Consider the following 25,946-nt stretch of genomic DNA (forward strand, 5'->3'; position numbering starts at 1 on the left):
TACGTGGGGCTCCCCGGTGCGATCACACCGGGGTGCCCCTAGGTGTTCACTAGCTCTTTTCCGACGCCTTGACCGGCGGACCGGCCGGCCGCGAGGCCGCCCGTCGCGGACGACGGCGGGTGGTGGAGCGCACGGCCGGGGCCGGGACGTCCACCTCGGGTTCGGTCTCGTCCTGGGCCGCCGGGGCCTCGGGCGCGGAAACCTCTTCCGTCACAACAGTCTCAGCAGTCACCGGAACCTCGGGTGCTTCGGGTTCGGGGCCCGATTCCGCGACCACGGCGATCTCTTCCTCGCGCACGGCCGGTGCCTCGTCGTCCGAAGTCGTCACCGGCTCACCGGCGAGTTCGGTCGCGGGCGCCTCGGCGACCGCCTCCGGAACCGGCTCAGCGGCCGCCTCGGCCGCCTGTTCGACGGTCGCGTCGGCAACGGGCTCCGAGACCGGTTCAGCGGGCTGCTCGGCCGCCTGAGGGGCGTGGCCGTTGAGCGCGCCGCCCTCGGCGTTCTCAGCGTTCTCGGTGGCCTCGTGCGAGTGCTCGCCCTTGGCCGCCAAGGTGGCGTTGGCCACGGCCTGGACCGCCGACACCACCGACTCGCGCTGGGCCGGCGCCGGCGGTGCCTCGGTCTTGGCCACGGCGGGCTCGTTCTGGCCCTGGTCCTCGCCCTTGCCCCGGCCGCGGGACCGGCGGGAGCCCTGCTCCTTGCCGCCACCGCCACCGCCACCACCGTGGTTGTGCCCGTTTCCGCCGCCACCGGTGCGCTGCGGCTCGGTCGAGACGACCACGCCACGGCCCTTGCAGTGCTCACACGGCGTCGAGAACGCCTCGAGCAGCCCGGTGCCGATCTTCTTGCGGGTCATCTGCACCAGGCCGAGCGAGGTGACCTCGGCGACCTGGTGACGCGTGCGGTCGCGGCCGAGGCATTCGGTCAGCCGTCGCAGCACGAGCTCGCGGTTGGATTCGAGCACCATGTCGATGAAGTCGATGACGATGATGCCGCCGATGTCCCGGAGCCGGAGCTGGCGGACGATCTCCTCCGCCGACTCCAGGTTGTTCCTGGTCACCGTCTCTTCGAGGTTGCCACCCGATCCGGTGAACTTGCCGGTGTTGACGTCGATGACCGTCATCGCTTCGGTGCGGTCGATGACGAGGTAACCGCCCGAGGGCAGCCAGACCTTGCGGTCCAGCGCCTTGGTGATCTGTTCGTCGATCCGGTGGTCGGCGAAGGCCGAACCGGTGCCCGTGTACCGCTTGACGCGATCCGCCAGGTCCGGCGCCACGTGCTGGACGTAGTTGTAGATGGTGTCCCAGGCCTTGTCGCCCTGGATCTCCAGCTTGGCGAAGTCCTCGGTGAACAGGTCGCGCACGACCTTGACCAGCAGGTCCGGCTCTTCGTAGAGCATGACCGGGGCGCTGTTCTTCTTGCCGCCGTTGCCGGCTTCGGCCTTCTCCTTGATGACGTCCCACTGCGCCTTGAGGCGGCGGACGTCGCGGTCCAGCTCCTCCTCGCTGATGCCCTCGGACGCGGTGCGGATGATCACACCGGCGTCCTCGGGGACGATGCGCTTGAGGATGTCCTTCAGGCGGCGGCGCTCGTTCTCCGGGAGCTTCCGGGAGATGCCGGTGGCGCCGCCGGCGGGCACGTAGACCAGGAAGCGGCCCGGCAGCGAGATCTGCGTGGTCAGCCGGGCGCCCTTGTGCCCGACCGGGTCCTTGGTGACCTGCACCAGCACGGAGTCGCCGGTGGAGAGCGCCTGCTCGATCTTGCGGGCCTTGCCCTCGAGACCGGCGGCGTCCCAGTCGACCTCACCGGCGTAGAGCACGGCGTTGCGGCCGCGGCCGATGTCGATGAAGGCGGCCTCCATCGACGGCAGCACGTTCTGCACGCGGCCGAGGTACACGTTGCCGACGATGGAGCCGGTGCCGGACGAGGTCACGAAGTGCTCGCACAGGACGCCGTCCTCGAGCACACCGATCTGCGTGGAGTCGCCCTTCTCGGCGACGACCATGGTGCGCTCGACCGACTCGCGGCGCGCGAGGAACTCGGCCTCGGACAGGATCGGCGCACGGCGACGACCGGCCTCGCGGCCGTCCCGCCGGCGCTGGCGCTTGGCCTCGAGCCGGGTCGAGCCGCGCACGCTGCGGACCTCGTCCCGCGCGGGGCGCTCGGTCTCGGCGGCCTTGGCCTGGCGCACGTGGACGACCGTGTTGGGCGGGTCGTCGCTGGTGGCCTCGGCGTTGTCGTCGTCCCCGCCCTTACGACGGCGGCGGCGACGGCGGCGCTTGCTGCCGCCGTCCGAATCGCCTTCGTTGTCCGAATCGGCCTCGGCGGACGCCTCTTCGGCGGACTCTGCCGCGGCCTCTTCGGTCTCGGCGTCCTTGTCCTTCGCGCGCTGCTGACGATTGCGAGGGGCTCGCGACTCTTCGGGCTGCTCGTCTTCGTTCTCGGAGTCGGCCGAGCCCTCGTCGCCGCCCTTGCCCCGGCCGCGACCACGGCGTCCACGACGACGGCGGCGACGGCTGTTGGCGTCGTCACCGTCCTCGTCGGTGCCGTGGCCTTCGGCCTGCTCGGTCTGCGTCTCGTCCTCGTCGGAGGCGGCTTCCTCGGTCGGGGTGAAGGCGGGCTCCGGCTTGCGGGCGGGCTTCGCCGCGACGGGCTCCGGCGGCAGGAACACCGGCGACGGCGCGGCGAACACCGGGACGTGCACAGAGGCCTTCGCGGGCCTGGTCGTCGCCTGCGGCGGCTCCGGCGTCACCGGGGCGGCGAGCGCGGGCGGAACACGCCGCGAAGGGGCCTCCGCCTGCGGAGCGGGCTCCGGCTCGGCTTCGGGCTTCGGCTCGGGAGCCGCCGGGGTCTCGGCGACGGGTGCTTCGGCGGCAGGAGCGGCCTCGGCGGTCTCGGGCTCGTCGCCTCCGGCGAGGGCTTCGGCGAGCTTGTGCGCCACCTCACGGGTGACGCTGGACTGCGCGCTCCGGACGGTTTCGCCGAGCTCACCGAGCTTGGCCATCAGTTCACGGCTGTTGGATCCCAGCAGCTTCGCCAGCGCGTGCACCCGGATCCGGGGAGGCAGTTCGCCCAGCTGGCTTGCGATGGGTGTGGCGGTATTCCCGCCGGTGACGGCGGGTGTGTCCGCGTTCGACATATATCTCCTCCGCCCCCGGGCGCGTCGGCTGGCTCACACCGGCTCGACGCGGCCGCGCAGGGGCCCCTTTCTGTTCGTTCCGCCGTGGTGGTCACCAGCAGCGGGAATCCTTGCCCGGCACCGCGACGGCGCCGGGGTTGTCCGGGCGCCGCGTACGGCTGAAGGTCTGCTCGGCGGAGCGCTGGCCACGTTCGCGACATCGGGCCGCCCGCCACGTCGTCGAGCCGCATGCAGCGGCGACGCGTGTGGAGGATGTGCAGCACACCACCGGGCCACGAGACCGCGAGCGCCACCTCTCACGTGGGCCCGTCGGCCAGCGGCCACCGCGAGTATCCCACACACCGGCCCCACTCCGGTGTACTCGGTGCCACAGAGCTGGCTCCCGGGCGCGCCGCGGCCACCGGCCGAGCGAACTTCGCGGAAGAGCTTGTCGACCCGGCCGAGGGTGGCTAGCGTGCCGCTCGGGGGTACTGAAGCGTAGGCCTCGGCGCCCTCGTCGTCCGATGTTCTCCGGTGGGAGGTCCGGTGTCCCTGCTGGGGCGGTCCCTGCGAGCGGCCGTGTGCGCCTTCATGGTGCTCTGCGGTTCGATCGCCGCCGTGACGACGGCCGAGGCGGAGCCCTCGTGTCATCCCCAGGGAAAGGCCCTGCGTTACGTCGTCGCCTTCGAGAAGGGCACCTCCGAGGCCGAGGCCAAGACCGCCATCTCGGACGGCTGTGGCAGCACGACGACCTACTATCCGCAGATCGCGGTGGCCGTGGCGACCTCGGCCGACCCCGCCTTCGCCGAACTGGTCCGGCCCGCCGCCGCGTTCAGCGCGCAGGCGGAACGGCTGGCGGTACAGCGGGCCAACGGCACGTCACCGGCCAGGTCCGCGCCCGCTCGCGCCGAAGTCCAGCCGACGGATCCGGCGAAGGTCCCCTCCGCCGACCGCACCGGCGAGCAATGGGACATGCGCGCGATCGGTGCCGACAAGGCCCACGCGATCGAACCGGGCAGCCGGGACGTCGTCGTCGGCGTGCTCGACTCCGGTGTCGACCCCGCTCATCCCGAACTGGCGAGCGCCCTCGACCCCGAGAAGTCCGCGGGCTGCCTGACCGGCGTGCCCGACCGCAACTGGGCCGCGACGACCTCGGTGCACGGCACCCATGTCGCGGGGATCATCGCCGCGGCCGACGACGGCAAAGGCGTCACCGGGGTGGCGCCCGGGGTCCGGATCGCCTCGGTGAAGGTGATCGACGATCGTGGGTACGCCGACCCCGAAGCCGCCGTCTGCGGGCTGATGTGGGCCGCCTCACAGGGCATGACGGTGACGAACAGCAGCTACTTCGTCGACCCGTGGTCGCTTTCGTGCGCCCACAACGACGAACGGGGCGTGGTGAACGAGGTCATGGCCCGCGCCGTCGAGTACGCGACCTCGGCGGGCACCCTCACCGTCGCGGCGGCGACCAACGAGGCCGCCGAGCTGGTGCCGTCGCCGCGCTCGGGCGCCAAGTCCGGCTCCGAAGGTTGCCAGGCGCTGCCCGCGGGCCTGCGCGACGTCGTCGCCGTGTCGTCCGTGAGCGAGGAGCGGGTCAAGGCCGGCTACAGCTCGTACGGACTGGGCGTGATCGACGTGACCGCTCCCGGCGGCGAGGCCGGGCGATGCGTGCTCTCGACCGTCCCCGGCGGATACGCGCCGCTGTGCGGGACGTCGATGGCGGCGCCGCACGTCGCCGGTGTCGCCGCGTTGCTCGCTTCGAAGCACCCCGGCTACAGCGCCCGCCAGCTGAGGCGGACGCTGGACGCCCAGGCCACCCCGATCGCGTGCCCCGCCGACTACGACCTGACCGGTGACGGCTCGCAGGACGCGTACTGCACCGGGTACGCGGGGTTCAACGGCTTCTACGGACATGGCCTGGTCGACGCGCTGGCCGCGGTGGCGCCGCGGCGCACGGGCGCGAACCCGGCCCGCTGACCGGTCAGCGCAGAAGCAGCTTGCCGAACCGCTTCGAGGACGCGTAGATCCCGACCGCCGCCAGCACCACCAGGTACGTGACGTTGCCGACCATGCCCCACGACAGGACGCCCGCCGAGAGCCCGCGCATCAGCTCGATGCCGTGGTACAGCGGGAAGACCTGCACGATCCACTGGATCCCTGCCGGGTATACCGAAAGCGGGTAGAACGTCGTGGAGAACAGGAACAGCGGCATCAGCACGAGGTTGATGTAGTCGAACTGCGACACCGACCGCAGGAAGGTCACCAGCACGATGCCGATGGCCGAGAACGCCATCGCGATCAGCAGCGCCGCCGGGATCATCAGCAGGGCCCACCACGAGCCGGGCAGCCCCATCACGGTCATCACGCCGAGGAAGGTCGCCGAGTAGATCCCGCCGCGCAGCACCGACCAGCCGACCTCGCCGAGCGCGATGTCCAGCGGCCCGATCGGGGTGGCGAGCATGGCGTCGTACAGCTTGGCGTACTTCAGCTTGAAGAACAGGTTGTACGTCGAGTCGAGGATCGCGCCGTTCATCGCCGACGCCGCGAGCAGGCCGGGCGCGACGAAGGCGACGTAACTCATCGCCTGCCCGCCGGGACCGACGACCTCGCCCACGAGCTTGCCGAAGCCGAGCTGGAAGGCCATCAGGTAGAACAGCGGCTCGAAGACGCCGGACACGAACAGCATCCAGGCGTGCGAGTACGTCAGGAAGGTGCGCTCCAGCACCGCCGTCGACCGGCCGCTGTACAGCGCGGACGGCAGGATGCGCAGCAGCACCCCGCGGCGCGGCTTTCCACGTCGCAGCGCTTCGGTGAGGACCGCCATCAGACCACCAGCCGTCGGTAGAAGTACTTGTGCGCCAGCGCCCAGCCCACCCCGGCCAGCACGACCAGGAAGGCGAGGTGGCCCAGCGTGGCGAGCGGGCCGACGGTGCCGAGGCTGACCGCCCTCGCCGCCTCGTTGCCGTGCCACAGCGGGGAGATCCAGGCGATCCACATCAGCGGGGCGGGCAGCTCGGTGATCGGGAAGAACGTGCCGGAGAACAACGTCATCGGGATCAGGACGAACCGGAACACCAGGCCGAACCGGGTGCCCTCGTCGTAGGTGGTCGCGGCGAGCGCCATCACCGGGGTGCCGCACGCGATCCCGGTGAGCGTCCCGATCAGGATGACGGCCGGCACGCCGAAACTCGTCCAGGATCCGAAGAGCGCCGCGATGACGGCGTAGATCACGCCCGCCAGGGTCAGCCGCAGGCTCACCCACATGATCTGGCTGCCAAGCACCTGACCCGGCGTGATCGGCGTGGCGGTGACGGCGATGTAATCCTGCTGCCATTTGAACCCGGACAGCACCGGGTAACTCGACTCCCCCACCGCCAGCTGCGCGGCACCCGCCACGAGCAGCGCGGGAGCGACGTACTCCAGGTACGAGAACCCGCCCGTGGCCGCACCGGCCTGGACCTGCGAACCGAACCCGAGCCCCATCGCGGCAAGGAAGAGCACCGGCTGCAGGCCCGTCGAGTACAAAGTGGACACCCAGTACCGGCGGTACCACATCCAATGGCCCTCGACCCGCAGCCAGGCTCCCGCCCAGCGCGAGACCACGCGGCCCGTCGACGCCTTCGTCTGCGCAGTGGTCATCAGTCCACCAGCGTCCGGCCGGTGAGGCGGAGGAAGACGTCCTCCAGCGAACTGCGGCGGACCAGGCTCGACAGAGGTCGCAGGCCGCGCGCGTGCGCTTGTTCGAGGGTGGCCTCGCCGGTCATCGTGTAGAGCAGGACGCGGTCCGGCAGGACCTCGACGCGTTCGGCGAGGCCCTCGATCCGCTTCGCGGCCGCCTCCTGCTCGCCGTTCGGGAAGCGCAGCTCCACGACCTCTCGGGTGGAGTACCGGCTGATCAGATCCGCGGGCGAGCCTTCGGCGGCGATCCGGCCGTTGTCCATCACGACCAGCCTGTCGCAGAGCTGTTCCGCCTCGTCCATGTAGTGCGTGGTGATGATGAGCGTGGTCCCACCGGCCTTGAGCCGGAACAGCCTGTCCCACAACAGGTGACGGGCCTGCGGATCGAGCCCCGTGGTCGGCTCGTCGAGCAGGAGCAGCTCCGGGTCGTTGACCAGGGACCGCGCGATGGTCAGCCGCCGCTTCATCCCGCCGGAGAGCGAATCGACCTCCGCGTTCGCCCGGTCGGTGAGCTGGGCGAACTCCATCAGCTCCTCGGCCTTGCTCCGCACGTGCGACCGGGAAAGCCCGAAGTAGCGGCCGTAGATCTGCAGGTTCTGCCGGACGGTGAGCTCGGTGTCCAGGTTGTCCTGCTGCGGCACCACCCCGAGCCGGGCGCGGATCTTCGGCCCCTCGACGTCCGGATCCATGCCGAGGACCCGCAGGTCGCCGTCGGTGCGTGGGGAGACGCTCGCGATCATGCGCATGGTGGAGGACTTGCCCGCGCCGTTGGGCCCGAGGAAGCCGAACGCCTCCCCCGGGCGGACCTCGACGTCGATCCCGCGGACGGCCTCGAAATCGCCGAACCGCTTGACCAACGCCTTCGCCTGCACCATCGCCGGTTCGTGCTCTGAGTCACCCACGGTAGGCACCCTAGGACCTGCCACCGACAAAATTCGACCGGTTTATCCGGCCCCTTGTCGGCCGTTGCCCGCTCGTCGATACTCACCGTCCATGAGTCTCAAGCCCAGAATCGCCCTGTTGTCCGTTTTTGTCAGCGCCGGGCTCCTGGTGGCGCCTGCCGCCCAAGCGGCGGAGACCGGTGCGGCCACTGTGGACCCGCGGCCGTCCACCGCCAAGCTGGCCTTCGAACTGCACAAGCTGGCGGCGCTCAGCCACGGCAAGATCCGGGTGGACAAGATCGGCCGCAGCAATGAAGGCCGTCCGGTGTGGGCGGCCAGGGTCGGCCACGGCAAGACGCGGATCCAGTACGTCACCCAGCAGCATGGCGACGAGCCGCTCGGCACCCCCGCCGCGCTCGAGTTCCTGCGCAAGGTCGGGGTCGGGCACAGCCCGTGGGCGCAGAAGCTGCTCGCGAAGGTGACCGTCGACATCGTCGTGCGCGCCAACCCGGACGGGCACGAGCGCGACTGGCGCTACAACTACGACCCGGACGCCACTCCCGAATACGGTGAGAAGGGCAAGGGGTACGACATCAACCGCTACCACGACCCGGCAGTGGCGCCGAAGGACAACCCGGCCACCGAGGCGGGCCTGATCCAGCGGCGGAACGCGTCGTTCAAGCCGGACATCATGGTCGACTACCACATGCAGGGCCGTTACCGGGACGCGAACGGTAAGGAGATCACGGCCTCGACGATGTGGCCGACGCATCCGGGCGTCAAACCGTCCGATGTGGACTTCGCGAAGCAGATCGCGGTCGTGGTGCAGCGGTCGATCGACGGCAACGGCGGCTATGTCTCGCAGTATCCCGGCGGTGACTACCAGGGCATCGCGCGCAACGGGTACGGGCTGCTCGGCAACGGCAGCGTGCTGATCGAGCTGAGCCTCATCCCGGAGCGGGAACAGCAGCAGATCCAGGACGCGCTGGCGTCGATGCTCGCGATCGCGCAGTCCGCTGCCGACGGTTCGGTGCGGAAGGTGGATCCGGCCGACGCCGAAGCGATCCCGCCGCGGGGTCCGGCGCTGCCGGGGTCGGTCGAAGAGGAGCACGAAGCCGCCTGACCTCGTGGGCGCGCTCGGGTGGCGTCGCGAAAGCCACTTTCGGGACATCAGACGTCGCGAAAGTGGCTTTCGTGACAGGGGCGCCGGGCGGTCATGAGCTCGGCCGCGGCCGAAGGTTGCGAAAGCCACTTTCGCAACGTTGAGGGTTGCGAAAGTGGCTTTCGCAACCCTCCGGCCGTGCCCGGCAGCGACAGCGGCCTCTTGTGAGTGGTAAGGACGGTTCTAACCGTCCTTACCACTCACGAGGTCGTTCAGCGGATGGTGACCGAAAGACTCCGCGTCACCCCGTTGACGGTGACCGAAAGGTTCGCCGTCCCCGGCCGCAGCGCGGTCAGCACCCCGGTCGCCGGGTCGAACGAAGCGACGTCCCACGGCATCGCGGGCAGGAATCCGCCGGCGATGTGCGTGCCCCAGCCGCCCTTCCAGTCCGCGCTGACCGGGTACGACACCGGCACCTGACGCGCTCCCTGCGTCACCACGGCCCGGACGTCCGCCTTCTCCCCGCGTGCCAGCGACGAGGGCCCGGACAGCGTCAGCGCGTCGACGTTCGGCCGCGTCTCGAACCGCACCGGCTGCGCCTTGTCCCCCGGCTCGAACCGGACCATCGTCCAGCCGACGAACCCGCCGTCACCCGGCGCCGCCGCGGGCGACTTCCCTGAGTTCCCGTTCACCAGATACGGCACGCCATCGACCCGCGAGAGATTGAAAACGCCCGCGTGCGAGGCGATCGCGGCCGCCTGCTTGCCAGACTCGCGTTCGAAGGCGGTCAGCCAGCCGGTCAGCATGGCGGCCTCCTTGCGGTCGGCCAGCTGCGAATTCCCGGTCGGGCTGGGGTCCTTCACCGGATGATGCATCGCGACGACCACGCCGCGGATCCGCCTGTCCGCCTTCGCGCCGTCGAGCGCCTCGCGCAGCATCCGGATCTGGTCGAACCCGCCCGCGCGCAGCGAACCGCGCGAGGAATCCATCAGCACCAGCCGGATCCCGGCGATATCGGCGACGCGATGGGTCTCCCCGAACGCCGCCTGGAACTCCGCGAGCCCGTGCCCGCCGTCGGCTTCGTGGTTGCCCGGCACGTAGTACCACGGCGCCTTGCCGACGAGTTCCTCATCGATGATCGAGCGAGCCAGCACGAAATCGGCCGCCGTACCGCGGTCGACGAAGTCACCGTTGATCAGCACGAGATCCGGTTTCGCCGCCACCGCCTCGCGCAGCGCGCGACGAGCCTGGGCGACCAGCGGCCCGTCCGGCTGGTCCGCGGTGAACTGCGCATCGCTGACCACGGCGATCCGCAGGCCGCCGGTCGCGGCGCCGTCGGTGATCAACGCCGGGTCGCGCGGAGCCGGGTCGGCGGGGACGGCGGCCGCGGGCGCGACCTCGAAAGTGAGGTCGTCGAAGACCAGCCGTCCTTCGTACTGCTGGGCCGGGACGTTCTCGACGGCATAGAACTTCGTCAGCCGCTGCCCGTCGGGGAGCCCGGCGGGGATGGCCGCGCGCACGTAGCGCCAGCCCGTCCAGTCGACGCTCAGCGAAAGATCCACGACGGACGGGACATTGGCGGCGTCGCGGAGTTCCGCTCGAAGCCAAGCGCCCTTCGCGTCGCCGTTGACCCACAGGCCGACACGCTGGGTGCCGGGCGGCAGCGCGATCGGTGCCGCCGAGTTCACGTAGGCCGCACGCGTGGCGTTGGTCCCGTTCAGCCGGTAGTCCAGCGCGAGACCGCGTCCACCGTCCCGGCCGGGTGCCTCGGAAAGCGCGGCGCCGACGACGGCCGGGAAGACGCTGGCGGACCAGCCCGCCGGGCCGTCCAGTGGGGACGCCACGCGGGATTCCGTGCCGACGGAAGCCGCCAGATGCGTCACCTTCCCGCCAGCGGTGGCGGTGATCGCCGAAGCGCCCGACGCCTTGAGCGCCGTGACCGCGAACCCGTCACCGGACGGTTCGATCTTCACCACCGTGGGGTCGTAATCGAGTTTGACGTCGTCGGGCTCGATCCACGTGCCGTAACCGTCGGCGTCGTAGCCGAACACCTTGAACGTGCTCTTCGCGCCTTCGCCGGACAGGGCGACCTGTTCGGTGCTCGTGCCCAGACTGACCGGCGAACCGAGGACGTTCAGCGTGGCCTTGCCCATGACACCGCCGCGCTTCGCCAGGACGTCGACGTTCGCGGGCGCGTCCGGCCGGAGCCGGTCGGCGTGCGCGGTGAACACGCCGCCGGTCACGGTGCCGCGCAACGGATTCGTGCTGAGCCACTGGACGTGGGAGTCGACGGCGGCGCCGGTCTCGTCGTGACCCCCGGCGGCGAGTTTCCGCGTCAGCCCGGAAAGCACGCGCGTCGCGTCGGCGGTGTCCTGCACTGGACGGGGCGCGAATCCGGTCAGGCGCCCGCTTCCCGGCGTGGTCGCGACACCGATCCCGTTGGGCACCAAGCGTTCCCCGCCGTCCGACGGCGAGTTGCGGACCAGCGGCGACTTCTCGCCCTCTTCACGGGCGAGCATGGTCGACGAGCCGCCACCGTCGAGGTTGAGGGCGTCGTCCGCGCCGAGCGACTTCATGTGCCGGGCGAGTTCCAGTTCCGTCATGCCGCGGCTGTCGGCCTGGCGGCCGTCGACCGTCGCCAGCCACATCTTCGTGCCGTCGGCCGAGAACCCGACCGCGGTCCGCGGGTGCATCGCGACGTTGTCGACCGGCTGCACCGCGCCGTCCCGCAGCAGGACCTTGTTGCCGCCGATCGAGACGGACAGCTTGCCCGCGTCACTCTTCGGCGCGTACGTGACACCCACCCGGTCGCCGGGCTTCAAGCCGGACAACGTGTCCACGCCACCGTCACGGGCGAGCAGGACCGTCGCGCCGGCCGCGATCGGGCCGTCCGCGGGCTGCGGCCGCACCTGTGTGACGACGCCGTCTGAGACCTCGATCTCGACGACACGCCGCGCGCCCGCGACCGAGGTCCGCCGCGAGGACGCGCCCCACAGCGGCGTGTAGACGCCGATCGCGTCACCGCTCAGCACGGGGCTGTTGAAGTTCGACGCGGGCACGACCCGGCCGTCGGGCAGGGTGACCGACGCGTCGAGGAAGACCTCCGCGAGCCGCGCCTTGCCTTCTTCGGTGATCGACGCGGTCAGGTTGTGGCCGCGCGCGGGCGCCGTCTGGAGGTTCCCGGCGTCGATGCCGACGCCGATCGGCGCTCCGCTGGCGTTGATGTCGAAGAAGTCCCCGTTCACGCCGGCGACCGCGCCGGCCCTGGACACCTGCTGCGAAAGCGGTGTCCGCGCGGAAACCGTGCCAGGGCTGAGGTAGGTCGGCTTGAGCGTCTTGCTGGTGAGGTCGACGGCGAGGGTGTCGCCGCGGATCCAGCCCGCCGGGTCGTACCGGTCGAACTCGGTCAGGCTCAGGCCCGGCGCCACGCGCGAAGTCGCGCTGGTGGTGACGAGACCGTCGTCGGGCGCCGCCACGGCGTACGCGGACGGGCCCTCCTTCGCCGAGGACGCCGCGGGGGCGGCTTCGACGGGCGCCGGACCGAGCGGAGCGGCCAAGGGATCGGCGTGCGCCGGTGGGGCGACGAACAATCCGGGCAGCAGGGCAGCGAGCAGCAACAGGCGTGAATTTCTCACGAATTACCCCACGATCGAGTGATAGGCAGCATCGCTCAGCACAGCGGACGCGAGCCGCCAGGAGAAGACCCCGAGGTGAACGTGAACCGAACGGCGTAGGGCGCGAAGGTCAGGGCGTCATGGGCCCGGCGAGGAAGGTCTCGGCCGCCTCGACGTCACCGGTGATCTTGATACCCGAGGCGGCGAGCTCGATCCGTTGCCACAGCAGCAGATCCAGCTCCTCCGCGGGCCCTTCGACGACGGCGCCGGCCGCTTCGGCGGAATCCGCCTGCCGCGAGCCGGGGACGTCGGTCTCACCCGGCGGTGTGATCAACCAGGCGTGTCCGGTGTCGGATGTCTTCAGCAGCAACGGAACGGTGACCGCCGGCGGGGTGTGCCAGCGCTTCACCTTCGGCAGCATGCCGAGAAGGACCTCGTCCACGCCGTCGGCGGCGAGGGCCGGGTCCAGGGTGTATTCGGTCCCTGCCGCGCGGTGCGCGTCGAGCAGGTGCACCGCGGTCTCGTGGACCTGGCGGCGGAACCAGAAGGACTTGGTCTTGGCGGCGGCGGTGAAGTTCCAGGCGCCGTCGTGGGGAGCTGCCTCGCTCAGCGCCTCGATGAGCTCGTCCGCGCTTTCGCGGTACCAGGGGGCGAGATCCCCGCCCGGTTCGGCGTCGAGATCCTGCGGGGCGGGCTCGCCGGTGCGCACGATCCCGGCCGCCCAGCGGTGGACGTTGCCGAGGTGGACGACCAGGTCACGCAGGCGCCACTCGCCGCAGCACGGCACGGGCGCGGCGTGGTCCCCGGTGCTCGCGACCCGGGCGAAACCGGTGGTGAGCTCCCGCAAGCGCTCCAGGTACTCGTCCGGTGTCATCGTGGCTCCCCAGGTTCGTGGACGGCGCGGCGCTCCCGCGCCGTCCACGATTCTGTCAGACCTCGGGGAACCAGAGCTTGAGCTCGCGCTCGGCCGACTCCGGCGAGTCCGAACCGTGCACCAGGTTGTACTGGGTCTCCAGCGCGAAGTCGCCGCGCAGGGTGCCCGGGGTGGCCTTCTCGACCGGGTCGGTGCCGCCGGCGAGCTGACGGAACGCGGCGATGGCGCGCGGGCCCTCGACGGCGATCGCGACCAGCGGGCCCGAGGTGATGAACTCGAGGAGGTCGCCGAAGAACGGGCGCTCCTTGTGCTCGGCGTAGTGCTCCTCGGCGACCGAGCGCTCGACGGTGCGCAGTTCGAGGGCGGCGAGCTTCAGGCCCTTGCGCTCGATGCGAGCGATGACCTCGCCGACGAGGCCGCGCGCGACGCCATCGGGCTTGACGAGGACCAGCGTGCGTTCAGTCACGGCGGTATTACTCCTTGGGTGGGATTCGTGCTATTCGCCCGGAGCCTACTGGGTGCTTCGCCGCTCACTTCACTTCGGACCAGGGAATGGCCTCGATCCGTTCGAGGTGCTCCTCGCCCCACTCCCCGAGCGCGGCCATCGCGGTGTTGAGGGAATCCCCGAACTCCGTCAGCGAATACTCCACCTTCGGCGGAACCTGGTGGTACACCTCGCGATGCAGCAGTCCGGTGGTCTCCATCTCGCGCAGTTGCAGGATCAGCACCCGCTCGCTGATCCCGGGCACCGCGCGCCGCAGCTCCCCGAAACGCAGCGGCCCGTCCTGGAGCGCGAACAGGATGAGCCCTTTCCATTTGCCGCCCACGACGGCTATCGCGGCGTCGAGGCCGCAGGTGAACGTGCGGTTCTTGGTCATCGCTTCACATACCTTTATGTCAGTACCTGGCGAAATAGTAGGTACTTGATCGAATGTACGCGACCGCCCAGCATGGAGTCATCCCGAAGATTTCCTTGGACTGGAGCGAAAAATGCCGAAGACGCCGGTGACCGTCGTGGGCCTCGGTTCGATGGGTTCGGCCCTGGCGGACGCCTTCCTGGCGGCCGGGCATCCGACCACCGTGTGGAACAGGACGGCTTCGAAGGCCGAGCCGCTGGTCGCGCGGGGAGCGATCCTGGCCGCGACGGCCGGGGACGCGGTGCGGGCGAGCCCGTTGACCATCACGTGCCTGACCACCTACGAAAGCACGCGCGCGGCCTTGGAACCCGCTTCCCTGACCGGACGCGCTTTGGTGACCTTGAACAGCGGCTCACCGGCGGAGGCGCGCCGGATGGCCGAATGGGCGAAAGAGCACGGCGCGCGATACCTCGACGGGGCGATCAAGAACGTGCCGTCGGCCGTGGGAGCGCCGGACACGCTGCTGTACTACGGCGGCGACAAGACCGTTTTCGACGAGCACCTGGACACGTTGCGGGTGCTCGGCGGCGACACCGTCCACCTCGGCGAGGACACCGATCTGGCGGCGCTGTACGAAACGGCCGTCGGCGGCACCCTGTTGCCCGCGCTGGTCGGGTTCTTCCAGGGTGCCGCCGCGCTGCGGTCGCGCGGGCTCGCGGCCGAGACGCTCCTGCCCTACGCCACCAAGTGGTTCGAGATGATCATCTCGGTGCTTCCGGTGTTCACCAAGGAAATCGACAGCGGCGACTACTCGGATCCCGCGTCCTCGGTGGACATCTTCCACGCCGGCGCCGCCGCCGACCTCGGGCTGGCCGAGGAAGGCGTCGACGTCGCGTGGCAGCTGCCGATGCACGACCTCGTCCGGCGGGCCGTCGAGGCCGGGTACGGCGATCGCAGCATCTCGGTGCTGACCGAACTGCTCAGCGTTGGGGCCTCAGGGTCTTCGACCACAGCGAAGCTCCCGTAGCGTCCCTCAGGTCGACCGTGAGCACGCCGCTCCGTCCGTCGATGTTCACCTCGCCGAAGTGCTGGAAACCGTCGGCGGGCGAGGTGTTCGCGGCGGGCGGGGCGTGCACGAACACCGCTTCCGGCCCGAAGGTCGGGTCGAGGGTGTTCGGGCCGAACGCGCCGGCGTTGAGCGGGCCGGAGACGAACTCCCAGAACGGGTCGAAATCGGTGAACGACGCGCGATCCGGCGAGTAGTGGTGCGCCGCGGTGTAGTGCACGTCGGCGGTCAGCCAGACGACGTTGCGCACCCGGCGCCGCGAGATCTCCCGCAGCACCCAGGCGAGTTCGGTCTCGCGGCCGCCGGGCGCGCCGGGCAGGCCGTTGGCGACACCCTCGATGGCCTTGCCGTCCGGGACGGTGAGCCCGATCGGGAGGTCGGCCTGGACGATCTTCCAGGTGGCCGTGCTGCGGTCGAGCGCGTCGACGAGCCAGCGGGCCTGACGGTCGCCGAGGACGTGGCCCGGTTTGGTCTGGTCCGAGGTGTTGGCGTCCTTGTAGGTCCGCATGTCCAGCACGAAGATCTCGGCGCGGGAACCGTGCCGGAAGTTGCGGTACACGCGGCCGTCGACGGCCTGGCGGCGGTCGATCGGGTGCCATTCGTGGAACGCCTGGAACGCGCGGGCGGCGAGCACGTCGACGCGCTTTTCGGTGTATTCGGGGCGGTCGTTGAGGATCTCACCCGGGTACCAGTTGTTCACGACCTCATGGTCGTCCCACTGGACGTAGGCGGGCACGTTCGCGGTGAAGCGCTTGAGGTTTTCGTCGAGCAGGTTGTAGGCGAACTGGCCGCGGTACTCGTCGAGCGTCTCGGCGACCTTCGCCTTCTCCGGGGTGACGATGTTGCGCCACACGCGCCCGCCGGGCAGCGCGACGGTCTCGGTGAGCGGCCCGTCGGCGTAGACCGTGTCTCCACAATGGAGGAACAGATCGGGACGGCGGTCGGCCATCGCGCGGTAGATGGTCATGCCGCCGCGTTCGGGGTTGATGCCCCAGTTCTGCCCGGCGACGTCGCCGGACCACAGCAGCCGGACGTCCGAGCGGCCGACCGGGGCGGTGGCGAAGCGGCCGGTGACGGCCTCGCTGCGGGTGCGGCCGTCGAGGTCTTCGGCGGTGACGCGGTAGTGGACCTCGGTCCCCGGCATGAGACCGGCCACGCGGACCTTGCCGGTGCCGCCGGTCTCCGGGCTCATCACCGGGCCACGCACGACGCGCGTGTGCCTGAACGACGGATCCCGGGAAACCTCCACGATCAGCCGCGACGGCCGGTCGGCGCGCGACCAGACGATGCCGGAACCGGTGGTGACGTCGCCGGACTGGACACCGTGGGTGAGCACCGGGCGGTCGCGGCGGAGGAGCGGGACGGCGTTCGCGGCCCCTGGCAAGAGCAAGCCGCCCGCGACGGCTCCGGCTCCGGTGAGGCCGGCTTTGAGCAGCGTGCGGCGGTTGTGGTGGGTTGCGGTCATGGCGCGGTTCTATCCCGTGGTCACGGCCGGTGGGCCAACGGCGGTTGACCTGGTGATGAACGAACGGGCGGTAGCCGGCTCAACCGTTCGGTCGATGCCTCCCCGTGTCGGCGCCGGTACTTTCGATCACGGGGATGGTCGATCCGGATGGGGGAACGATGCGAAGATTCCAGCGCGGTCTCGTGCTGCTCACGGCGGCCTTGGCGGTGTCGAGTGTTACGACGGGGGTCTCGTCGGCGGACGAGCTCGGCCGGTCACGGGCGGTGATCCGGTACACCGAGTACGGCATCCCGCATATCGCGGCGAAGGACTTCGACGGGCTCGGCTACGGCTACGGGTTCGCCGCGGCCAAGGACAACATCTGCGAACTCGCGAACACCTATCTGACGGTGTCCGCGCGGCGGTCCGCGCACCTCGGCGCGGGCGGCCAGGGCAATCCGGCGATGAGCGAGGCGGAGAACAACCTCGACAGCGATCTGCACTTCCAGCGGATCAACGACTCGGGCGTGGTCGAGCGGCTGCTCGCCCGGCCCGCGCCTCACGGCCCGCGGACAGAGGTGCGGGAGCTGGCGGCCGGCTACGTCGCGGGTTACAACGCGTACCTGAAACAGACCGGCATCCAGGGCATCACCGATCCGGTCTGCCGCGGCGCGGACTGGGTCCGGCCCATCACCGAACTCGATTTCTACCGGCACTTTTACGCCGTCACGTCGGTCGCCGGGCAGGGCTTGCTCGCCTCCGACCTCATCCGGACCCAGCCTCCGTCCACAAAGGACGTCCCCGCCGCGGGGCCGGAGTCGGCGCCGAAAATCGCCGACGGGCTCCGGAAGACCATGAAGACCGGCGAACTCGGCAGCAACGGCATCGCCGTCGGCGGGGACGGGACGAAGTCCGGCGGCGGCCTACTGCTCGGGAACCCGCACTATCCGTGGCAGGGCGGGCGCCGGTTCTGGCAGTCGCAGCTGACCATTCCCGGCCGGTTCGACGTCGCGGGCGGAAGCCTGCTGGGGCTCCCGATCCCGCAGATCGGCCACAACGCCGACGTCGCCTGGACGCATACGGTGTCGACGGCGATCACGTTCGGCCTCTTCGAAGTACCGCTGGCACCCGGCGACCCGACGACGTACCTGGTCGGCGGGAAACCGGAGAAGATGACCGCGCAGGAGGTGAAGGTCGAGGTCCGCGAACCGGGCGGGGAGCGACGGCAGGTCGCCCGCACCTTCTACGGGACACGGTACGGCCAGGTCCTCGGTTCGGCGTTCGGCGTGCCCACGCCGTGGACGGCGAAGTCGGCGCACGCGCTGCGAGACGGGAACGCCGGCAACCTGCGCGGCCTCAACACCTGGTTCGAACTAGCCGGGGCACGCGGCACCACGGACGTCGCCAACGCGCTCGCGCGCACCCAAGGCGTCCCGTGGGTCAACACCATCGCCACGGACAGGGCCGGGAACGCGCTGTACAGCGACATCCAGGTCGTCCCGCACGTCACCGACGAGCGGGCGGCCGACTGCGGGACCGCGCTGGGCCGGGCACTCTTCCCCGGCACCGGACTCTCCATTTTGGACGGTTCGAAGTCGTCGTGCGACTGGGGTTCCGACCCGGGTTCCCTGGAGCCCGGCCTGTTCGCGCCGTCCCGGCTGCCACTGCAGCAGCGACGCGACTACGAACTCAACGCCAACGACAGCGCCTGGCTTTCCAACGCCCGCGCACCGATCGCGCCACTCCCCCGGATCGTCGGCTCGACCGGCACCCAGCGGTCGGACCGGACGCGGGAAGCGCTGATCGCCACCGAAGAGGGCTTGGCGGGCAAGGGATTCACGCCGTCGTCGATGAAGGACATGCTGTACCGCGACCGAAGCCGCACGGCCGAGCTCGCGGCCGCCGACACGGCGAAGATGTGCGCGGCCTTCCCCGGCGGCCAGGCTCCGTCCTCGTCGGGGCCGGTGCCCGTCGGCAACGCCTGCGCGACACTGGCCTCCTGGGACCGCACGTTCCGGCTCGACAGCCGCGGCGCGCTGTTCTTCGAGCGGTTCGTGGACCGGATCGGCGGGCTGCGGGGCATCTGGCAGGTCCCGTTCGACCCGAACCGGCCGGTCACCACGCCGAACACCCTCGCGACCGGGAACCCCGACGTGCGAAAGGCCTTCGGTGACACGCTCGCGGAATTCCGCGCCAACGGCATCCCGGTCGACGGCAGGCTCGGCGACCATCAGACGGTGACCAGGGCCGGGCAGAGGATCCCGATCCACGGCGGGCCGGGCGACTTGGGCGTGCTCAACGTGATCACCGCACAGTGGGACCCGGCCAAGGGCAATCACGAGGTCGGGCACGGCTCCAGCTACGTGCAGGTGGTCGGGTTCAGTGGCAAGGCCGCCTGCCCGGACGTCTCGACGATCATGACCTACTCGCAGTCGACCGACGTCACGTCACCGCATTTCGCCGACCAAACGCGGCTGTACTCGCGGGGCGGCTGGGTGCGAGGCCGGTTCTGCGCCGCGGACATCGCGAGGTCACCGGAGCTACGGGTGGTGAGGCTGCGCTAGGCACGTGATCACGCGCGGAACTCGCGTGATCGGAGACGTAACTCGCGTGCTTGGAGACGTAACTCGCGTGCTTGGAGGCGTAACTCGCGTGATCGGACCCCGCACACCCGAGTGCGGTCTCCAGACACGTGAGTTACGCCTCTGATCACGTGAGATACGCCGTTGATCACGCGAGTTACGCCGTTGCCCTGGGAAGCCCGGAGAACCTACTGAGGTTGCTGTTGCTGGCTGGGCAGTGTCCCGGCCGCCATCCGCCGCGCCACATCGCGGCGCAGCCACAGGAGCCACAACCAGATCCCGAGGAAGATCACCCCGAGGATCGCGACGGCGGGCAGCGCGACGAAGAAGGCGATCAGCGCGACCTGCAACACCAGCACCGCGGGCACCGCCCAGGGCTTCTTCAGGAAACCGCACAGCACGATCAGCGCGACCGCGATGACGATCACCGACCAGCCGGTGAACGAGCCGACACCGCCGCCGAGTTTCGCCACCACCGGCAGCGCGAGCGCGACGGTGATGCCCTCCATGATCAGCGAGCCCGCCATCACACCGCGGAAGGACTTCATCGGGTCCTTGGCGGGCGGCTTCGGGGTTTCGTCGGTCACGCCGGCTCCTTACCGAACAGGGTCCTCGCCTCACCCGCGGTGACGACCGAGCCGGTGACCAGCACACCGCCGCCCGCCAGCGGCTCTTCGGGGTCGTCGCTCTGCTCGACGAGGCCGATGGCGGTCTCGATCGCGGCGTCCAGGCTGGGCTCGGCCACGACCCGGTCTTCACCGAAGATCGAGATGGCGATGTCGTTGAGCTCGTCGAGCGGCATCGCGCGCGGAGACGAGTTCTTGGTGACGACGATCTCGGACACCACCGGTTCGAGCGCGTCCAGGATGCCGCGGGCGTCCTTCTCCGCCATCACGCCGACCACGGCGACGAGACGGCGGAAGGCGAACTCCTCGGCGACGGTGGTCGCGAGCGCCTTGGCGCCGTGCGGGTTGTGGGCGGCGTCGAGCAGCACGGTCGGTGCGGCGCGCACGCGCTCCAGCCTTCCCGGGGTTTCGACCTCGGCGAAGGCCTCGCGGACGGCCTCGATGACCAGTTGCTTGTCCTTGCCCGCCCCGAAGAACGCTTCGACGGCGGCCAGCGCGAGCGCGGCGTTGGCGGCCTGGTGCGCACCGTGCAGCGGCAGGAAGATCTCGTCGTACACCCCGCCGAGGCCCTGCAGCTTCAGCATCTGCCCGCCGACGGCGACCTCGCGCTCCAGCACGCCGAACTCGCTGCCGGCGCGGGCGACGCTCGCGTCGACCTCGACGGCGCGTTCCAGCAGGATCTTCTGCACTTCGGGCTCTTGCTCGGCGATGACCGCGACGCTGCCGGGCTTGATGATCCCGGCCTTCTCCACCGCGGCCTTGGCCGGAGAGCCGCCGAAGTACTCGACGTGGTCGACGCCGATCGGGGTGATGACGGCGACTTCACCGTCCACGACGTTGGTGGCGTCCCAGGAGCCGCCGAGCCCGGTCTCGATGACCGCGGCTTCGACGGGCGCGTCGGCGAAGGCCGCGAACGCCATCCCGGTGAGCACCTCGAACTTGCTCATCGGCACCGCGTCGGGCCCGCCCGCGTTGTCCACCATGGTCACGTACGGCGCGACGTCGCGATACAGATCGACGTACGCGGCGGCGGAAATGGGGGCGCCGTCGAGCGCGATCCGTTCGGTGACCAGCTGCAGGTGCGGGCTCGTGTACCGGCCGACGCGCAGGCCCATCCGGGTCAGCAGCGCGTCGATCATCCGGGTGGTCGAGCCCTTGCCGTTGGTCCCGGCGACGTGCAGCACCGGGTAGCCGCGGTGCGGTTCACCCATGAGGTTGACCAGGGCCGCGATCCGGGCGAGGGACGGCTCGATCTTGGTCTCGGGCCAGCGCTGGTTCAGCTCGGCCTCGACGGCGAGCAGTTCGCGGCGCGCCTGCTGCCCGTTCGGGTCGGCCGGGGCGAACTCGTCGCCCTGGTCGTCCAGTTCGTGCAGCTCCACGTCCTCGGGGGCGACGAGGTCCGGCACGGGGCCGAGCGCGAGGTTGTCCCCCAGCTGCCCGATCCCGCCGATACCGCCCCGTGAACCGCCGCCCGCCTGGTACGCGGCGTCGGGTGCGTCCAGATCCGGGTCGGTGTCGTCGGACGGATCGTGGGCGCGGGCCCCCAATTCGTCGACACCGGCGAAACTGTCCAGATCTGCCAGGTCCGGGGATTCCCTGAAATCTTCGGAATCCCGGCCGTCACCTCGCGGCACGAACTCTCCTCTTAGCCTTGCTACCTGTCGGACCGAGTCTACGTGCGGCTTTCCTGGCACTCTCGACGCATGGGGTTCAACCACAACGACCACTACCACCCGCTCCTGCTCGACCAGCTGCCTCCCGGCCCCGGCGTGGCGCTGGACGTGGGCTGCGGCGGCGGGCGGTTCGCGCGGCGGCTCGCGGCGACCGGGATGCACGTCGAGGCGATCGACCGGTCCGGCCCGATGATCGAGCTCGCCCGCGCCGCCGGTTCGCCGGGGCCGGGCACGATCTCGTACCGGCAGGCCGACGTGGTCGCCGAGAAGCTGCCGGAGGAGGCGTACGACTTCATCTCCTGTCTCGCGTCGCTCCACCATGTGCCGTTCGACACGGTCACGAAGCTGCGTGACGCGCTGGTCCCGGGCGGTGTGCTGGCCGTGCTCGGCCTCGGCAGGCCCAGCACGTTCGCCGACTACGCGCGAGCGCTCGTCGCGTCACCGGTCAACGCGCTGGCCAGGGTGGTCGTGTACGCGGGCGAGCGGCTCAACGGCGGGGTCGATCCGCTGCCGACGGCGCCGATCGTGGAGACCTACCCGCCGATGAACCGGATCCGGCGCGACGCGGACCGCCTGCTGCCGGGGAGCAAGGTCCGGAACCTGCTCTTCTTCCGCTATCTCCTCGTCTACCGGCGACCGGAAGACGATCACCCCATGTGACACCCCAAGCGGGTGAAACCGGCGCCCGACCACCCGATCGGCGGCGCCGACGGGAGCGGATCCGGTTCATTTTTGAGAGGCCATCCAGTCCGGAGATCGGGGTCCTCATGCGCTACAGACGTGTCCTGTTCGCGGCCGTCTCGACCGTCGTCCTGCTGATCGCCTCCGCCACGGCGGCCACCGCCGCCACGCGGTCCTACCGGAATTACGTCGCGCTGGGTGATTCCTACACCTCCGGGCCGCTCATCCCGCTCCCCCGCCTCGACCCGCTCTTCTGCGGCAAGTCGACGCAGAACTATCCGTCGATCCTCGCCGCGGCGCTGCGGGTCCGTTCCTTCACCGACATCAGCTGCGGCGGCGCCGACACCACCAACATGACGCAACGGCAGAGCGTCACCCTCGGCAGCAACCCGCCCCAGTTCAGCGCCCTGCGCGCGAACACCGACCTGGTCACGGTCGGGATCGGCGGCAACGACTACGGCGTCTTCGGCACGCTGGTCGGCACCTGCCCGTCACTGCGCGCGAGCGACCCCACCGGGAACCCGTGCCAGGACCGGTTCACCGTCGGCGGCGTCGACACCATCAAGGCCAAGATCGCCGACACCGGCAAGAACGTCGAGAAGGTGCTGGCCGGGATCCACGCCCGCTCGCCGCGCGCCGACGTGCTCGTCGTCGGCTACCCGCGGATCGCGCCGGAACGCGGCTACTGCCCGAAGATCCTGCCGTTCGCCGAGGGCGACTACGCATGGCTCAACGATGTCGAGAAGGCGTTGAACTCGGCGATCGAGAAGGCCGTCGCCGCCGATGGCAAATCGACCTTCGTGGACACCTTCGGTCCGTCGGCCGGGCACGACGCCTGCGCGAAGAACGGCGCCGCCTGGATCAACGGACAGCACACGAAACTGCTCGCCGCCGCGGCGTACCACCCGTATCGCACCGGGATGGCGGGCGTGGCCGGGGTGGTCCTCCGTCACCTCCGCTGAAAGCCTCGTGAGTGGTAAGGACGGTTAGAACCGTCCTTACCACTCACGAGATCAGGAGGCGGGCAGCGTCGCCAACCGGGCGTTGATGCGCTCGATGTCGGCGACCGCGGTCTCCTTGCGTGCCCGGATCTTGCCGATCACCGGCTCCGGCGCCTTGTCGATGAAGGCCTGGTTGCCGAGCTTGGCCTCGGCCTGCGCCAGTTCCTTCTCCGCCGCGCCGAGGTCCTTCTGCAGGCGCTTGCGCTCGGCGGCGACGTCGATCGTGCCGGACAGGTCCAGCTCGACGGTCACCACACCGGCCGACAGGCCGACCTCGAGCGACGCGCTCGGCGCGAAGCCGTCCTCGGGCTGGGTGAGCCGGACCAGCGAACGGATCGGCTCGTCGTGCCCGGTGATCTCGGCGAACCCGTCGCCGGACAGCCGCGCGGCCACCTTCTGGCTGGGCTTGAGGCCCTGGTCCGCGCGGAACCGGCGGACCTCGGTGACCAGCTTCTGCACGTCCGCGATCCGCTTGTCCGCCACGGGGTCGGCGTACGAGGCGTCGGCCACCGGCCACGGGGCGACCACCAGCGACTCACGGCCGGTCAGCGCCGTCCACAGCTTCTCGGTGATGAACGGGATGAACGGGTGCAGCAGCTTCAGCACCGTGTCGAACACGTGCCCCAGCACCGCGCGCGTCGCCGTCACGCGGGCCTCGTCACCCTGGAAGACCTGGACCTTCGACAGCTCCAGGTACCAGTCGCACAGCTCGGTCCAGGTGAACTGGTAGAGCGTGTCGGTGGCCTTCGCGAACTGGTAGTCCGCCAGGTAACCGGTGACCTCGTCGACGACGTTGCCGAGCCTGCCGAGGATCCAGCGGTCGGCCTCGGTGAGCTCGGCGGCCGGGGGCAGCGGGGCGTTCGCGTCCGCGCCGTTCATCATCGCGAACTTGGTGGCGTTCCAGAGCTTCGTGGTGAAGTTCCGGGAGCCCGCGACCCACTCTTCGCCGATCGGCACGTCGGTGCCCGGGTTCGCTCCCCGCGTGAGGGTGAACCGCAGCGCGTCGGTGCCGTAGGAGTCCATCCACTCGATGGGGTCGACGCCGTTGCCCGCGGTCTTCGACATCTTCTTGCCGAACTGGTCGCGGACCATGCCGTGCAGCGCGATGGTCTTGAACGGCGCCTCACCGGTGGCGTAGAGGCCGAACATCATCATCCGCACGACCCAGAAGAACAGGATGTCGTAGCCGGTGACCAGCACCGACGTCGGATAGAACTTGTTCAGGTCCGGGGTCTTCTCCGGCCAGCCGAGGGTGGAGAACGGCCACAGGCCCGACGAGAACCAGGTGTCGAGGACGTCCGGGTCCTGGGTCCAGCCCTCGCCCGAAGGCGGCTCCTCGTCCGGTCCGACACAGACGACCTCGTCGTTCGGGCCGTACCAGACCGGGATGCGGTGGCCCCACCACAGCTGACGCGAGATGCACCAGTCGTGCAGGTTGTCGACCCAGTCGAAGTAGCGCTTCTCCATCTCCGCCGGGTGGACGTTCACGCGGCCGTCGCGCACCGCGTCTCCGGCGGCCTTCGCGAGCGGGCCGACCTTGACGAACCACTGCAGCGAAAGCCGCGGCTCGATCGGCTCCTTGGACCGCTCGGAGTGCCCGACGCTGTGCAGGTACGGACGCTTCTCCGCGACGATGCGACCCTGCTCGCGCAGCTTCTCCCGCACCGCGACACGGGCCTCGAAGCGGTCCATGCCGTCGAACTCGGTGCCGGTGCCGTCGATCCGGCCCTGCTCGTCCATGATCGTGATCATCGGCAGGTCGTGCCGCTGGCCGATCTCGAAGTCGTTCGGGTCGTGGGCGGGCGTCACCTTGACCGCACCGGTGCCGAACTCCGGGTCGACGTGCTTGTCCGCGACGATCGGGATCTTGCGCCCGGTCAGCGGAAGCTCGACCTCGGTACCGATGAGGTGCGTGTAGCGCTCGTCGTCCGGGTGGACCGCGACGGCGGTGTCGCCGAGCATCGTCTCCATCCGGGTGGTGGCCACGACGATCGCGTTCTCGCCGTCGCCGTAGCGCATCGAGACGAGCTCGCCCTCGACCTCTTCGTGCTTCACCTCGGCGTCGGACAGCACCGACCGCAGCTCCGGCGACCAGTTGACCAGCCGTTCGGCGCGGTAGATCAGACCGTCGTCGTAGAGCTTCTTGAAGATCGTGTTGACGGCCTTGGACAGGCCGTCGTCCATGGTGAACCGCTCACGGGTCCAGTCGACGCCCTCGCCGAGGCGCTTCATCTGGGCGAGGATCTTGCCGCCGTGCTCGTTCTTCCACTGCCAGACGCGCTCCACGAAGGCCTCGCGGCCGAGCTCGCGGCGGCTGGTGCCCTCGGCGCGGAGCTGCTTCTCGACCAGCGCGTGGACCGCGATGCTCGCGTGGTCCATGCCCGGCAGGTACAGCGTCTCGTCGCCGAGCATGCGGTGGTAGCGGGTGATGGCGTCGATCAGGGTGTGCTCGAACGCGTGCCCGATGTGCAGCGAACCGGTCACGTTCGGGGGCGGGATGACTACCGTGAACGGCGGCTTGTCCGACGTGGGGTCGGCCGTGAAGTAGCCGGCGTCTACCCAACGCTGGTAGAGCGAGGCTTCTTCGTCGGCCGGGTTCCAGGTACCCGGAAGGTCGGTCTGCTGCGGCTGGGCGTTCTCGGTCACAGTTGACAAGTCTACGAACCCTCTCCATCGAGTTCCTCACCGGCCGTAACGCCCGGCGTTCCCAGGCGATGAGGGGTTGTCGTGACGCACTGGGGAGGGGCGG

General features: G+C 70.1%; 18 protein-coding genes. 6 read left to right on the forward strand and 12 right to left on the reverse strand.

The features are described from left to right. Positions 1-49 precede the first annotated feature (49 nt). Entirely contained in the window at positions 50-3,139 is a 3,090-nt protein-coding gene (locus NQK81_RS12515; protein WP_257488300.1) for a translation initiation factor IF-2 N-terminal domain-containing protein, read from the reverse strand. A 525-nt stretch (positions 3,140-3,664) separates the two neighbouring features. Here NQK81_RS12515 and NQK81_RS12520 point away from each other — a divergent pair. Further along, the gene (locus tag NQK81_RS12520) at positions 3,665-5,095 is read left to right on the forward strand and encodes a S8 family peptidase (protein WP_257488301.1); all 1,431 of its coding nucleotides are present in this window, start codon (positions 3,665-3,667) and stop codon (positions 5,093-5,095) included. A 4-nt stretch (positions 5,096-5,099) separates the two neighbouring features. Here the strand turns inward: NQK81_RS12520 and NQK81_RS12525 are convergent, their stop codons facing one another. Genes NQK81_RS12525 through NQK81_RS12535 form a run of 3 tightly spaced genes read right to left on the reverse strand, consistent with a single transcriptional unit; the run spans position 5,100 to position 7,671 of the window. Then, the gene (locus NQK81_RS12525; protein WP_257488302.1) at positions 5,100-5,942 is read right to left on the reverse strand and encodes an ABC transporter permease; all 843 of its coding nucleotides are present in this window, start codon (positions 5,940-5,942) and stop codon (positions 5,100-5,102) included. Next, positions 5,942-6,757 carry an ABC transporter permease gene (locus NQK81_RS12530; RefSeq protein WP_257488303.1) on the reverse strand — a complete coding sequence of 272 codons (816 nt, stop codon included), beginning with the start codon at positions 6,755-6,757 and terminating at the stop codon, positions 5,942-5,944. Before NQK81_RS12530 ends, NQK81_RS12525 begins: the two co-directional genes overlap by 1 nt. Further along, positions 6,757-7,671 (reverse strand): ABC transporter ATP-binding protein, encoded by a 915-nt coding sequence (locus NQK81_RS12535; RefSeq protein WP_046199923.1) that lies wholly within the window; start codon positions 7,669-7,671, stop codon positions 6,757-6,759. Before NQK81_RS12535 ends, NQK81_RS12530 begins: the two co-directional genes overlap by 1 nt. Before the next feature lie 118 nt (positions 7,672-7,789). Between NQK81_RS12535 and NQK81_RS12540 the strand changes: the two genes are divergently transcribed. Next, the gene (locus tag NQK81_RS12540) at positions 7,790-8,800 is read left to right on the forward strand and encodes a M14 family zinc carboxypeptidase (protein ID WP_257488304.1); all 1,011 of its coding nucleotides are present in this window, start codon (positions 7,790-7,792) and stop codon (positions 8,798-8,800) included. Positions 8,801-9,051: 251 nt separating this feature from the next. On the opposite strand, the gene NQK81_RS12545 is transcribed toward NQK81_RS12540, so the two are convergent. The 4 genes from NQK81_RS12545 to NQK81_RS12560 all read right to left on the reverse strand — a co-directional run bounded on the left by NQK81_RS12545 (position 9,052) and on the right by NQK81_RS12560 (position 14,145). Next, the gene (locus NQK81_RS12545; protein WP_257489747.1) at positions 9,052-12,396 is read right to left on the reverse strand and encodes a phosphodiester glycosidase family protein; all 3,345 of its coding nucleotides are present in this window, start codon (positions 12,394-12,396) and stop codon (positions 9,052-9,054) included. Positions 12,397-12,523: 127 nt separating this feature from the next. After that, positions 12,524-13,267 (reverse strand): maleylpyruvate isomerase family mycothiol-dependent enzyme, encoded by a 744-nt coding sequence (locus NQK81_RS12550; protein WP_257488305.1) that lies wholly within the window; start codon positions 13,265-13,267, stop codon positions 12,524-12,526. Positions 13,268-13,322: 55 nt separating this feature from the next. Continuing rightward, positions 13,323-13,733, reverse strand: a complete 411-nt coding sequence (gene ndk, locus NQK81_RS12555; RefSeq protein ID WP_005158515.1) for a nucleoside-diphosphate kinase — start codon at positions 13,731-13,733, stop codon at positions 13,323-13,325. Between the two features lie 64 nt (positions 13,734-13,797). Then, positions 13,798-14,145, reverse strand: coding sequence for a winged helix-turn-helix transcriptional regulator (locus NQK81_RS12560; protein WP_257488306.1), 348 nt, complete (start codon positions 14,143-14,145; stop codon positions 13,798-13,800). A gap of 112 nt (positions 14,146-14,257) precedes the next feature. On the opposite strand from NQK81_RS12560, the gene NQK81_RS12565 reads away from it, so the two are divergent. Continuing rightward, positions 14,258-15,151: an NAD(P)-dependent oxidoreductase gene (locus NQK81_RS12565; RefSeq protein WP_257488307.1), complete on the forward strand. Its 894-nt coding sequence runs from the start codon at positions 14,258-14,260 to the stop codon at positions 15,149-15,151. On the opposite strand, the gene NQK81_RS12570 is transcribed toward NQK81_RS12565, so the two are convergent. Further along, complete coding sequence (locus NQK81_RS12570) at positions 15,105-16,655, reverse strand: alkaline phosphatase D family protein (RefSeq protein ID WP_257488308.1); 1,551 nt, start codon at positions 16,653-16,655, stop codon at positions 15,105-15,107. The two genes, NQK81_RS12565 and NQK81_RS12570, sit on opposite strands and share 47 nt — an antisense overlap. Before the next feature lie 158 nt (positions 16,656-16,813). Here NQK81_RS12570 and NQK81_RS12575 point away from each other — a divergent pair, with 158 nt between their 5' ends. Then, entirely contained in the window at positions 16,814-19,198 is a 2,385-nt protein-coding gene (locus NQK81_RS12575) for a penicillin acylase family protein (RefSeq protein ID WP_257488309.1), read from the forward strand. Positions 19,199-19,404: 206 nt separating this feature from the next. Here NQK81_RS12575 and NQK81_RS12580 read toward each other — a convergent pair whose 3' ends face one another. Next, entirely contained in the window at positions 19,405-19,803 is a 399-nt protein-coding gene (locus NQK81_RS12580; protein WP_125694671.1) for a DUF4233 domain-containing protein, read from the reverse strand. Further along, on the reverse strand, positions 19,800-21,476 hold the full coding sequence (gene folC, locus NQK81_RS12585) for a bifunctional tetrahydrofolate synthase/dihydrofolate synthase (protein ID WP_126729740.1): 1,677 nt from the start codon (positions 21,474-21,476) through the stop codon (positions 19,800-19,802). Before folC ends, NQK81_RS12580 begins: the two co-directional genes overlap by 4 nt. A gap of 69 nt (positions 21,477-21,545) precedes the next feature. Between folC and NQK81_RS12590 the strand changes: the two genes are divergently transcribed. Together NQK81_RS12590 and NQK81_RS12595 are read left to right on the forward strand one after the other, a co-directional pair. After that, positions 21,546-22,175, forward strand: a complete 630-nt coding sequence (locus NQK81_RS12590) for a class I SAM-dependent methyltransferase (protein ID WP_257488310.1) — start codon at positions 21,546-21,548, stop codon at positions 22,173-22,175. A 107-nt stretch (positions 22,176-22,282) separates the two neighbouring features. Continuing rightward, positions 22,283-23,158: an SGNH/GDSL hydrolase family protein gene (locus NQK81_RS12595; RefSeq protein ID WP_257488311.1), complete on the forward strand. Its 876-nt coding sequence runs from the start codon at positions 22,283-22,285 to the stop codon at positions 23,156-23,158. A 51-nt stretch (positions 23,159-23,209) separates the two neighbouring features. On the opposite strand, the gene NQK81_RS12600 is transcribed toward NQK81_RS12595, so the two are convergent. Next, on the reverse strand, positions 23,210-25,843 hold the full coding sequence (locus tag NQK81_RS12600) for a valine--tRNA ligase (RefSeq protein WP_257488312.1): 2,634 nt from the start codon (positions 25,841-25,843) through the stop codon (positions 23,210-23,212). Positions 25,844-25,946: the final 103 nt, after the last annotated feature.

Source organism: Amycolatopsis roodepoortensis, from assembly GCF_024628825.1.
In the GTDB taxonomy this organism is placed as follows: Bacteria; Actinomycetota; Actinomycetes; order Mycobacteriales; family Pseudonocardiaceae; genus Amycolatopsis; species Amycolatopsis roodepoortensis.